The sequence below is a fragment of the Pseudoalteromonas sp. DL-6 genome (genome assembly GCF_004328665.1).
In the GTDB taxonomy this organism is placed as follows: Bacteria; Pseudomonadota; Gammaproteobacteria; order Enterobacterales; family Alteromonadaceae; genus Pseudoalteromonas.
The window spans coordinates 418,120-431,410 of sequence record NZ_CP019771.1; the positions used below are offsets into that span (position 1 = coordinate 418,120).

Consider the following 13,291-nt stretch of genomic DNA (forward strand, 5'->3'; position numbering starts at 1 on the left):
TAAAGGACGATGTGTTAGTCGTCGTGTTGTCAAAAAATAGATTAAATTAAGGCATAGTGCTTGCTAGTATTTCTGTTACACACCAAATAAATTAAGGGTTTTTGTGAATTTTCTTCGATGCTTTCATAATATAGTCTCTAATCAACAGCTAAGCTTTGATCAAAAAATTGCAGACTTACTTGCTTTTGGGCTCGATGTTTTTCAGCTCGACTTGGCTATTATCAGCCGCGTGAAAAATAATTCTTACACTGTTTTACATGCCATTACCCCTGACAATTCTCTTGCTATTGGTACTGAATTTGAGTTAAACGGCACCTATTGCACGCATACCTTGTCGGCCAACTCTGCATTGGCATTTCATAATGCGTCGCAAAGTAGGATTGCAAATCACCCTTGCTATATTAATTTCCAATTAGAAGCGTACATTGGTGCGCCTATACGAATAGGCCAAGAGGTATTTGGCACTGTTAACTTTTCATCAGCTCAAGAATGTGCTCCTTTTAGCGATGAAGCTTATGATTATATTGAATTATTAGCGCAGTGGTTAGGCTCAGAATTTGCACGTAATCAGGATAAAATTAACCTCATTAAAAATAGTGACACTTTACTAAAGCTTGAAAGTGTAGCAAATATAGGCACATGGGAAGTCGATCTTGTTAATAACACCCTGTTTTGGAGTGAACAAACTCGACGCATTCATCAAGCCGAAGAAGGCTATACTCCAAATATAGAAACAGCCATTGAATTTTATAAAGCGGGCAAAAGCCGAGATAGTATTAATAAAGCGGTAGAAAATGCGGTATCTAAAGGGGAAAAATGGCACTTAGAGCTGGAAATTGTTACCGCTAAACAGCAAAGCATTTGGGTGTCGACTTTTGGTGAGGCCGAGTTTAATAACGGCCAATGTGTGCGATTATTTGGTACTTTTCAAGATATAACTGAAGCCGTTAAGCTACGCGAAGAGTTAAAACAAAAAAAAGCACTTGCTGAGCAGCTATTAAAAGATCGAAGTATGCTATTTGCCAAAATTAGTCATGAGCTACGCACTCCGCTCAATGGTATTACGGGTATGTTAGCGACACTCATAGATGAGCATGATTATGACAAGCGGGCTGAAAAAATTAAAATTGCCCTACGAAGTGCTGATATATTATTAAGTATTATCAATGAAGTACTCGATTTTTCAAAAATAAATCATGGTGAATTAAAACTGGAACCTCATCACTCGTTGCTTAAAACGGTATTTACCGATGTGGTTTCTTTATATTCAGTATTATTTAGCAATAAAAACATTGAACTACGAGCCACTAACCTCATTGCTAACGATGTTTGGGTATATTGTGACACCTCTCGGCTAAGCCAAATTGTGTCTAATTTACTGAGTAACGCGTTAAAATTTACAGAGCATGGATCTGTTTATCTTGAATCGCAATTAGCATTAGATACAAAGCACCCTTTACTCACCATTAAAATAACCGACACGGGTCGCGGTATGAGCGAGGCGTATTTAAACTCATTATTTAAGCCTTTTACCCAAGAGGTTGATGCCAACAACAACAAAGGTGGCACTGGGTTAGGCTTAGCCATAGTTAAAGAACTCGTTGGTTTTATGAATGGCAAAATTGAGGTAACCAGTGAGGTTAAGGTGGGCACGTGTTTTACCTTAACTATTCCGATTGAGCTTGGTAAACAACAAACACAAACACCTAGCCTTAAATCTATTAATAGTCATAGTAATAAGCTATCGGTTTTAGTGGTAGATGATAACGAAATAAACCGTCTTGTATTAGAAGCGGCACTGGACAAGTTTAATATAAAATCAGACTTTGCTATAGACGGCCAAGATGCCCTGTTAAAATGCAAGCAAAAGCATTTTGACCTTATTTTCATGGATTGCATCATGCCTATCATGGATGGTTTCCAGGCCACTAGGCAACTAAAAGCACAAGGTATTTGTGACCCGCAACAAACCTATATTGTAGCGTTAACTGCTAATGCTTCCTCACAAGATAAACTAAACTGTCAGCAAGCGGGTATGGATATGTTTATAGCCAAACCGTTTAAGCTTCCAGCGATAGAAGAAGCAATTACAAATACACTAAAAAGACTGGGCGTAGCCACATTATAACAACGAGTGTCTCCCAGATTAACTTACACTAAAAACACAAAGGATCATTATGACAAATAAAATCATTGGTATTGTACTTATTGTTATCGGCGTAGCGCTTGGTATGTGGGGTTATGATGTTTACGATTCTGCAGCTTCACAAGTTACTCGCGCATTAAATGGCGAAACCCCTGTAGAAGCATGGCTAGGCTTTATTGGCGGGGCAGTATGTATTTTAGTGGGTATTACCCGACTTAAATAGCACACAAAAAAGCCGCCTTTGGAGAGGGCGGCTTGGGTGAACAAACAGCTATGGGTGAGAGCTGTTTTATCAAGAGTCTTTACGCTAAAACACTATTAAGCAGCGTTTTGCTCTGCATCGGGTGTTTGGCGAATTAAGTAGTCAAAAGCTCCTAAGCTCGCAGTTGCGCCGGCGCCCATAGCAATAATAATTTGCTTAAATGGCGTATTGGTCGCATCGCCCGCACCGTATATACCTGGTAACGACGTTGCACCTTTAGCATCAATGAGTATTTCACCAAATTGACTAAGCTCAAGGTCACTCTCTTGTAACCATTCGGTGTTTGGTATCAAACCAATTTGTACAAATATACCGGCTAAAGTTAGCTCCTTACTTTCTCCAGAAACACGATCGGTATAATTCAGGCCTGTCACTTTATTACCATCACCGAGTACTTCAGTGGTTTGTGCATTTTTAATAATAGTAATGTTTTTTAAGCTATTAGCTTTACGAATAAGTACTTCGTCGGCACGTAACGTATCGGCAAATTCAAGCACCGTTACATGCTCTACAATGTTAGCTAAATCAATAGCCGCTTCAATACCTGAGTTTCCGCCACCTATTACAGCAACAGGTTTGCCTTTAAACAATGGGCCATCACAATGCGGACAATATGCAACGCCATGACCTTTATATTGTTGCTCGCCAGGTACGTTCATTTCACGCCAGCGTGCGCCGGTTGCTAGCACAAGTGATTTTGCTTGTAAAACTGCGCCATTTTCTAAAGTAATGTCATAGCCATCACTGCCTTTTTGCAGGTTTGTAGCGCGTTGGTTGTGCATTACATCAACATCGTATTCTTTAACATGCTCCTCAAGCTGGGCCACCATTTTTGGCCCTTCAGTTGCTTTTACCGAAATAAAGTTTTCAATGGCCAATGTGTCAGCTACTTGGCCACCAAATCGATCGGCAACCACCCCCGTATTTAAGCCTTTACGGGCAGAATAAATGGCTGCTGATGCGCCCGCAGGGCCACCGCCAACTACAAGAACATCAAACACTGATTTTTCATTCAATGCTTTGGCTTGGCGCTGTGCACCTTTGCTATCAACTTTATTTAGAATATCTGTTAGGCTCATTGCCCCTTGGCTAAAAGGCTCTCCGTTTAAATAAACAGCGGGTACAGCCAATATATTTCTTTGCTCTACTTCATCTTGAAACAGAGCACCATCAATCATAGTGGCAGATATTTTGCTATTTGTAGCAGCCATTGTATTGAGCGCTTGAACCACTTGCGGACAGGTTTGGCAACTCAAACTAATATACACTTCAAAGTTTAGTTCCTGATCAAGTGATTGTATTTGCTCAATATCATCTTCGCTGGCTTTACTTGGGTGTCCGCCTGTGTGCAATAGCGCAAGTACTAAACTAGTAAATTCATGACCCATAGGTACCCCTGCAAAGGTAATATGAGTATTTTTTTGTGGCGAATGCACCACCATTGAAGGTCTGCGTGCCGTAGAATCTGGATTGTTACTCACACTAAACTTATCGCTTAGTGATGCTAAATCATTCGCTAAACTTTCTACTTCTGTTGACTTTTTGCTGTCATCCAAGGCGATAAGCAGCTCAACAGGCTGAGTCAGCGATTCAAAATGGCTTTTTAATTGGTTCTTTATGTTGTTGTCTAACATGGCTTAGCCCCTTACGGAAAAATAAAACAGCAGAACCCCCATGCCATCAGTGCATGTGCGAATTTTAGAAAAGAATGATGGCGTGGGAGAGTGCCCAGAGAGCCAAGTAGGCTCACTGGTATTAGAGTCATGTTCTACTCTAAATTTAGTTAAGGTAAAGTTTAAATCTTACCAACTAGGTCTAGTGAAGGTGCTAATGTGTCTTCACCTGGCTGCCAAGATGCAGGACATACTTCACCGTCATGAGTGGCAATGTATTGTGCAGCTTGTACTTTACGAACAAGTTCTTTAGCACTACGACCAATACCTAAATCATGCGTTTCAACAACTTTGATTTCGCCCTCTGGGTTCATTACAAATGTACCGCGAAGTGCTAAACCATCATCTTCAATCATTACACCAAAGTTACGTGTAATGCGTCCTGTTGGGTCGCCAATCATTGGGTAAGTGATTTTACCGATAGTGTCTGACGTGTCATGCCAAGCTTTGTGCGTAAAGTGTGTATCTGTTGATACCGAGTAAACCTCTACGCCCATTTCTTGTAACTGTGCGTAATGATCTGCAAGGTCACCTAATTCAGTTGGGCATACAAATGTAAAATCTGCAGGGTAAAAGAAAAAGATAGACCACTTACCTAATACGTCTTTTTCAGTGAGTTCTACAAAGTCACCATTGTGGTAAGCTGTTGCATTGAAAGGTTGTAATTTTGTGTTAATCAATGAAGTGCTCATAGTATTCCTCATTTATGTTTAGTGTATTTAAAAAAGTTAACGCCTTGTGCGTTGGCTTGATTAATACAATAAGGCTATTGAGAAATTAAATAAAATTGATTGTTTAGATTAAAACAATCGATTTTTAAGATTGATGGAGATAAGAAGTTACAATAATTGAATGTGAGCTATCTTAAACTTAAAAATACTAGTTACACCATCAGAAAATGAGATTTTCAAATTCGTTTTCAGGTAAAGCTTTGCTAAACAAAAATCCTTGCCCTTCTTCACACTCAAGCGAAATAAGTGTATCGAGCTGTGCTTGAGTTTCAATGCCTTCACCAACAATCTTTAAATTAAGTGAGTGTGCTAAATGGGTAATTGCTTTCACTATATCTAGGCTTTGCTTATCATCAACCATATCTTTAACAAATGACTGGTCAATCTTTAATACATCAACAGGGAATAGTTTTAAATACGATAGACTCGAATAGCCCGTTCCAAAGTCATCTATCGCTATGCTCAAACCAAGGTTTGAAAGTCCGTTTAATATTCTACTTGTTTCATCAAAATCACTCATTAAAGCGCTTTCTGTCACTTCTAACTCAAGGTAACCACTAGGAAGCTCAGTATCCTCAAGTATTTGCGCTACGCTTTCTATAAATTTAGGATCTGTAAATTGTTTAGCCGCCACATTAACAGCAACTTTAATTGGATGACCTTTATCTAGCCAGCGTTTAGCAGCTCTGCAGCTTTGTTTTAAAACGCTATGACCCAACTTATTTATTAAGCCTGTCTCTTCGGCTAGTGGAATAAAGTGTAACGGCGATATAAAACCGTCTTCCTCATCTCTTAACCTTACTAACGCCTCAGCACCTATGATTAATTTATTTTTTAAACTAAGCTTGGGCTGAAAGTGAACTTCCAACGTGTCTTTTTCAAGTGCATTTCTCAAAAGCTTATCTATATTTTGACGTTGATGAAACTCATGTTCTAAGTCATCTGAAAAATAACAAAATCTATCTCTACCGTGCTCTTTGGCTTTATACATTGCTGCATCAGCATGCGACATCATTAATTCGGCAGAATCAGAATCCGTTGGATTAATACTAATTCCCACGCTTATAGTTAAATTAAACTCTCTTCCATCAATACGAAAAGGTTGATGCATTGCATACAAAATATCAGATGCAACAGCATCGACATGACACGTTGATTTAATATCGGGGAGCAATAATACAAATTCATCCCCGCCAACTCGGGCTAAAGTCGTATTTAAATCAACAATAGATTCAAGGCGTTTAGCAACCAGTTTTATGATTTGGTCGCCAACATGGTGTCCTTCGGTATCATTTAAATATTTAAAATGATCAATATCAATTAGCATTAATGCCACAAAAAAACCATTACGCACAGATACCTGACAGGCATGCGCAACGCGATCATGTAATAAAATTCGGTTGGGTAAATCGGTTAATTGGTCATGGTTTGCTAAATGACTCATTTTAACGGCCATCGCAATTGACTCGCTCACATCATGAAAAACTATAATCGCGCCAATAATATTACCTTTTTCATCCCTAATAGGAGAGGCAGAATCCTCAACCCGATGAATTCTGCCATTTAAGCTCGTTAATTGGCAATTAAGCGCCATAGCTACTCTTCGCTGCTCCTTTAAAGCAATAGAAATTGGATTAAGACTTTTATGCTTTGTGGTTGCATCCCGTAGTTGCATAACCTCTGAAATATAATTACCGACAGCTTCATGCATCACCCAGCCGGTCATCATTTCTGCAATCGGGTTCATAAACGTTATTTTTTCGTCTTTGTCAGTTGCTATAACAGCGTCGCCAATCGAGTTGAGCGTAACCCGCAATCTTTCTGATTCAATAGCAAGTAACCGCTGAGAATGCTTTAAGAGTTGCTCTTGTGTTTTTAGTTTTAAATGGTTGCCAACGCGTAAACGGCACACCTTAAGATCGACTGGCTTTTGTATGTAGTCAATCCCACCCAGCTCCAAAGACAAATGCTCAAACTTACTTTCATTATGAGAGGTAATAAATATTACCGTTACACCACTTGTTTTGGGATTGTTTTTTAAGCGTTTACACACTTCTAACCCGCTAATATCAGGTAATTCAATATCTAATAAAATAATTTCAGGTAAAAACTGCTGTGCTTTTTCTATGGCATCAAAACCAGTATCGCTGCATATAACTTCTGCGATATCTGATAAAGCCCCCTCTAGAATCATTAAACTAGAAGGTTCATCATCAACAATAAGAACTCGATGCGCAAAGCTTTGATTTACATTAGTTAACACAATAAAGTCCCATAAAAAATTAAACAAACGCGACTAAAGTTTAGCTGAGTTAACCTAAACGTCCATTAATTACCTAAAATAAGTACTAACAATATTAAATTAATTGTGTTAGCTACAAGATGTCTATAATCATCTGAAGTAAACATAAACCAATAAAACCAAAACGCCTTCTTAATAGTAAAAACTTTTTTCTTATTGGTAAGCTCAAACTTGATAAATTACCTATAGTTCTCTAAGCTTAATTGTAATTAAATAATGGCTTGTCTTTAATTGGAGTAATGGATGCCAATAAATCTTAAAAAAAGGATAATTCGTCAGATAAGTAATTACACCCTTTTATTCCCAATTTCTTTATCCGCCATAATTACCTTAATTGTTTTAGCCATTATTATTAATGAAGCAAGTTTATCGCGCTCAGTACTTGGCTCTGTAGAACTAGAAATAATAGACAAAAACCAATCTATTAATTCACAAACACAAGAGGTTATTGAAAACTACCGTCGAGATATTCGTTTTTTACACGCAACCCCTCCAATCAAAGGCTTAGCCAGGGCATCAAATAACAAAGGTGTAGACCCACTAGAGAACACCACCTATGCTCAATGGAAAACAAGGCTTGAAATTATATTTGCAGCGTTTTTAAAAAATAACCCAGATTACGAGCAGCTAAGAATCATCAGTACCAACAAAAAAGGACAAGAACTGGTAAGGGTTGATCGCGTTCAGGGCGCTGTAGAGGTTATAGATTTAAATAGGCTCCAAAATAAAGGAGCGCAAGAGTACTTTACGGCCAGTAGTAACCTCTCTGATGGCGAAATGTATCTGTCTGAAATTTCGTTGAATAGAGAGTACGGTAAAATAGAGTTTCCTTATCGCCCGATGTTGAGGCTGTCTATGCCAATTTTTGATGAAAATCAAAATAGATTTGGCTTTATCATAATTAACGTGAATGCTAACAACTTATTAACTCTTTTAAAAAACAGTATTAATACACCATTTCAACTCGCTTTAACTGACAGTAACGGCTATTTTTTATCACACCCAAATAAAGATTTCACCTTTGGTAAAGACCTAGGTAGTGATATTAGCATCAATAATAATTACACTTTCAACCCTGTTGCTAATAGCTCATTGTCGCTTATAAAACCAAAAAGCATTGCGCAAACAAGTTATTACACTGCAAGAAAACAAATCACTTTAGCGCTGGGTGAAAAACAAAACTTTTTATCTAGCCACGTTTTAGCGCCTGTTGAGCATATTAAAAATATTGAAATGGAACGCAGAACAAAGCTCTACGCCTTTTTGCTTATTTTGGTTATTGTATTAACTATCATTCTCGCATTTTTCAATCGTAGTCTTCGCAAAAGCCAAGAGCTTGCAAATGCGCGCGCACAATCTGAGGCAATTATAACCGGCTCATCTGATGCGGTAATTGGCATTACCAATAACGGTATTGTCTCTAGTTGGAATAATGCCGCAACTCTGATGTTTAAGCTTGGAGAGTTAGAAGCAATTGGAAAACCAATTAATGATTTAAAAATAATAGATCAGCTAAATTTTAACGAGATAATTGAAAAATTCACTGATGGTACTCGTCAATTTAAGCAAGACGCTAGTATCAGTAACGGCTCTACTAAACGCTACTTTTCACTCTCTTTATCAGCCATTATCGATCAATTTGGAATGTTTATTGGTATTGCAATAATAGCCAGAGATGTAACCAAAGAGCGCACCATTGAGAATGAAATAATAAAAGTAAATCATGAGCTTGAAAATAAAGTAGCCATTCGCACTAAAGAGCTCAAACAAGCCAGTGAAGTAAAAAGCGCGTTTATTTCTAATATAAGCCATGAAATGCGTACTCCACTTAATGGCATAGTGGGTACTTTAAACTTAATAAAAAAAGAGCCATTAAGTGAAACACAAAAAAACTATTTAGAAATGACAGAAGTAAGTGTGAGTGCTTTATCTGTATTAATAAATGATATTTTGGATTTATCTAAAATAGAAGCAGGTAAACTTGAGTTGAACTTTAAAGAGTTTAATTTAATAAAATTAATCGAAAGCGTTTGTGGCAGTATGGCTGTTAAAGCTCAGGAAAAAGGCCTCGAATTTGTTTTAGATGTTGTTAATTTAAAATGTAAAACGATTAAAACTGACCCCCATCGTTTTTCACAAATCCTAACTAACTTAGTAAATAATGCGATTAAATTTACTGAAACCGGGTTTATAAAGGTCACCGCTTATTGCGAGCAAACAAGCAATGATACTGTGACTGTTCATGTAAAAGTTACCGATAGCGGTGTGGGCATTGCACAAGAAAACCAGAGCAAATTATTTACCGCCTTTTCCCAAGAAGACAAAAGCGTGGCATCTAAATTTGGTGGAACAGGGCTAGGGCTTTCTATATGCAGACAGCTTTGTAGCCTTCTAGGCGGAGAAATTAGCTTTGAGTCAGAAAAGTCACTAGGTAGTAGTTTTCACATAAAACTAACACTGAGCAATGATGATACAACTCATTATAGTTTTACCCCACGATTAAAAAACAAAAGCTTTGCTATTGTGACTAAAAATAACGAGTTAACCGACAGCATAAATAATTTAATAGCTGCTTTTTCTGGAAACAGTTTTTCACCTGAACAATTACAACAATCTCTTGTTTCAGATGATATAAAAAACGTACCTTTACCTGACTTTATACTTATTGAACAAGACGACATATTGTTAAAACGTTTAGATGAAATGTGGCCATCTATTGCTAATCATCATGCACTTAAAGTTATTTTATTAGCAAATCGCGGTTATCCGCAAATTAAAACAAGACACGTGCAAACCAGCTTACTTTCTAAACCAATACTTATTTCAGAGTTTTTAAAAACAGTAGCCGATGAACGCAGCCTTGAAGATAAAATAAGTGCTGGTAGCAGCAATATTAATATTAACAAACGCCGTGAATCAGACTCAGTTAAAACTGATAACTCTGACTTTAAAGGGGCACATGTTCTTATCGTTGATGATAACGATATAAATATAGAAGTAGCCGCGGGTATATTGTCATGTTTATCTTTAGAGATAGATACCGCGTCAAATGGCCAACAAGCAGTAGAAAAACTTGTTAACTCGGTGGCCAATAATCATCAATACCACTGTGTATTTATGGACTGCCAAATGCCTATATTGAATGGTTATGATGCAGCAAAACAAATAAGAGCTGGTGAAGCAGCGCCTCAAAATATTGATATTCCCATAGTCGCTATGACTGCTAATGCAATGATGGGTGAAAGACAAAAATGCCTAGATGCAGGAATGAGTGATTACATCACTAAACCAATCTCTGCAGAGGTATTAGTTGCAACAGCTACAAAGTGGTTGTCTTCAACTTTTATAAAAGAAGCTCCATTGGAAAATAATCAGCTTAACGAATTTAATAAACCAATCCCTGATACTTCAGATAGTCAAAGTTTACCTGATTGGGATAAAGATAACGCGCTATCTCGGTTATTAAATAATGAAGAGCTGCTTATAAAAGTATGCGAATTATACCTTCAAAGTACACCAATGAAGCTAGAAGAACTTGAGGATGCAATAAATAACAATAATTTATCGCAAATATCAAAACTAAGTCATGGCTTGAAAGGCTCATCGGGTGATGTAGGTGCGGCTAACTTGCATAAATTATTTGATGAATTAGAAGTAATGGCCAGTGAAAATGCCATGGGCAGTATGAAGAATAAATTAGAGCTCATTCAAACTAGCTACAAAAAACTCGAATCAACCATTAACAGCTACTTAGAGATACAACCCAGTAGTTAGTATTTTGTGGGTAATAATGAATAAACCACTGAAAATATGTATTGCTAATTAAAGTTAAAAGCGCCTAAAGGCGCTTTTAATTTTTGAGTGTATTGCTAACCAATACCACCAAAAAATATAAAAGCACATAGGATATTTATTCTTACTCGCTATACTGGTCAATTATAACTTTTAAACTATTGAATTCTATAGGCTTGTTTATAGTGTTAGTTATACCCGCTGCCACGTACTCAGGCTCGTCTTTTTCAGTGATGTTTGCAGTAACGGCAATAATGGGCACATCGTGGTAATTGGCTAGTTCCCTAATATATTTAGTTGCCAAAAGCCCGCCCATTACCGGCATTTGAATATCCATCATAATTAAATCAAATTGTTGTTTAGTACATAGCTCAAGCGCTATTTCACCATTATCTGCCACGGTAATATGTTTAATACCCATTGCTTTTAAAAAGCTTTCTAGCACGATTTGATTTACCGGATTATCTTCGGCAATTAATACCTGCACATCTTTATTTTTAATAGTTACATCGGGTAATTGTGCTTGTTGTTTAACGTTTGTATTTGCAATGGGAATATTAAGCCTTAGCTGAAAATAAAATCTCGAACCCTTATCCAATTCACTTTCTACTTGTAAATTACTGCCCATTAAGTTTAATATTTTACTAGAAATAGTTAATCCAAGTCCTGTACCACCAAAACGACGTGTTGTTGAAGTGTCTGCTTGGGTAAAAGCATCAAATAACGTTTTTATACTGTGTTGTGAAATACCTATACCACTATCGATAACGCTAAATAGTAACACCACCTCATTGTTATTTTTCTCTTTTAGATCAACAGACAAAGTTACTTTTCCAAGCTCTGTAAACTTAAATGCATTCCCCAATAAGTTCATTAGCACTTGTTTTAAACGGGTTTCGTCGCCCTGTACCAAATCAACAGAATCTACTTTTTCTTTTACTATTTTAAACTCTATATTTTTATGGTCGGCTTGCGATTTAAAAATTTGTTCCAGCTCATACAATAAAGCACTTAATTTAAACTCTCTGTTTTCTAGTAGCATTTTATCGGCATCGAGCTTACTTAAATCGAGAATGTCATTAAGAATAACCAATAAACTCTTACCTGAAGAGCTAATAACCTCAATCATGCGCTTTTGTTTAGCATCGAGTTCGGTATTACTCACTAGCTGTACCATGCCTAAAATACCGTTCATGGGAGTGCGTATTTCATGGCTCATATTAGCTAAAAATTCAGATTTGATTCGGGATGTTTCCTCTGCCGCTTTTTTTGCTTCAACTAGGCGCTCGTTTAGCACTCTAAATTTATTTGCTGCTTGGGCTAAAAATCCTATTTCATCTTCACGGTTAATATCAGCTATGTTTGCTGAGAAATCACCATTTAAAAATGATCTAAAACTAACGGTGAGTCTGTTAATCGCTTTAATAATATGAAAGTGAAAAAATAAAGCAAAAAGAATAAACAAGGTAACAGACAAAAATAACGACACTTGAATAACAGTTTGCGCGGCATTAATGCTCTCTTGACTGGTTTGCGAAATATCACTAAGCAACAACAATGCATCTTCTTGCAATTTTTTGGCAAGTGCTGAAAATTCAACCGAATCACCGGCAATAACAATATTGCTTAAGGTTAAATAATTTCTATTGGCTTGAATGGCCTGAGCAAATAAAGACTCGAATTTAGTTGTTAAACTATTTAGTTGCTCGACCTTGTTTTGGCCAATCATTTTGTTTGTAGCGCCACTGTTGGTTAATTGTTTAATTAATTTTAGCCGCTGTTTTACTTGGCTACGTTTGGCGTAATCACGTTGAGTTAAAAACAGGATTGAATTGCGGTACAGATGATGCCAATGATCCTTTAGCTGAAAAAATAATAAGTCCTTGTCCAGCCTGGCCGTTTCTCCATCCCTGCTAGCTAAGGTGGTCAATGCTAATTCGTAGGTATTTGGTAGCTGTTGCTCAATAATTTTAGACTTTTCATCATATCGTTTTTTAAGACTATCGATACTTTTGCCATAATTTAAAACCAATGATTGCATGGCGTTTAATGAATTTTTAATCTCGGGTTGCTGGATTCGCTGTTGTGCTTCAATTAACCGCGCTTGAATACTTTGATGAGTGCTTTTTATTTTATCAAAAATAACCTCGCTACCCGACACACCATAAACAGAAATATCTCGCTGAATCTGTAAAATATCTTTGTTAATTTCAAATACAACAACTGACAGCCCATTAATGTTCAATACATTTTTACTGGCTTGCTCTATTTTGTCGGTTCGCTCATTAATAACAACGTAAACTATTATTTGTATTAAAATAAAAATAGCCAACGAAGATAATACTTTAATAGATAAAGAACCAATTAACTGTTTTAGCATTCAAT

The 13,291-nt window shown here is 37.0% G+C and carries 7 protein-coding genes; 3 read left to right on the forward strand and 4 right to left on the reverse strand.

Annotated features, from left to right (window positions below):
- The first annotated feature begins 103 nt into the window (after positions 1–103).
- Together B1F84_RS16960 and B1F84_RS16965 are read left to right on the forward strand one after the other, a co-directional pair.
- Positions 104–2,128 (forward strand): ATP-binding protein, encoded by a 2,025-nt coding sequence (locus B1F84_RS16960; protein WP_131692169.1) that lies wholly within the window; start codon positions 104–106, stop codon positions 2,126–2,128.
- A 49-nt stretch (positions 2,129–2,177) separates the two neighbouring features.
- Positions 2,178–2,369: a DUF3185 family protein gene (locus tag B1F84_RS16965; RefSeq protein ID WP_131692170.1), complete on the forward strand. Its 192-nt coding sequence runs from the start codon at positions 2,178–2,180 to the stop codon at positions 2,367–2,369.
- A 95-nt stretch (positions 2,370–2,464) separates the two neighbouring features.
- Here the strand turns inward: B1F84_RS16965 and ahpF are convergent, their stop codons facing one another.
- The 3 genes from ahpF to B1F84_RS16980 all read right to left on the reverse strand — a co-directional run bounded on the left by ahpF (position 2,465) and on the right by B1F84_RS16980 (position 7,075).
- On the reverse strand, positions 2,465–4,042 hold the full coding sequence (ahpF, locus tag B1F84_RS16970) for an alkyl hydroperoxide reductase subunit F (RefSeq protein WP_131692171.1): 1,578 nt from the start codon (positions 4,040–4,042) through the stop codon (positions 2,465–2,467).
- Positions 4,043–4,203: 161 nt separating this feature from the next.
- Positions 4,204–4,773 carry an alkyl hydroperoxide reductase subunit C gene (ahpC, locus tag B1F84_RS16975; RefSeq protein WP_008115650.1) on the reverse strand — a complete coding sequence of 190 codons (570 nt, stop codon included), beginning with the start codon at positions 4,771–4,773 and terminating at the stop codon, positions 4,204–4,206.
- Positions 4,774–4,972: 199 nt separating this feature from the next.
- On the reverse strand, positions 4,973–7,075 hold the full coding sequence (locus tag B1F84_RS16980) for an EAL domain-containing protein (RefSeq protein ID WP_131692172.1): 2,103 nt from the start codon (positions 7,073–7,075) through the stop codon (positions 4,973–4,975).
- A gap of 282 nt (positions 7,076–7,357) precedes the next feature.
- Between B1F84_RS16980 and B1F84_RS16985 the strand changes: the two genes are divergently transcribed.
- Entirely contained in the window at positions 7,358–10,888 is a 3,531-nt protein-coding gene (locus B1F84_RS16985; protein WP_131692173.1) for an ATP-binding protein, read from the forward strand.
- Between the two features lie 142 nt (positions 10,889–11,030).
- Here B1F84_RS16985 and B1F84_RS16990 read toward each other — a convergent pair whose 3' ends face one another.
- Positions 11,031–13,286, reverse strand: a complete 2,256-nt coding sequence (locus B1F84_RS16990; protein ID WP_131692174.1) for an ATP-binding protein — start codon at positions 13,284–13,286, stop codon at positions 11,031–11,033.
- Positions 13,287–13,291 lie beyond the last annotated feature (5 nt).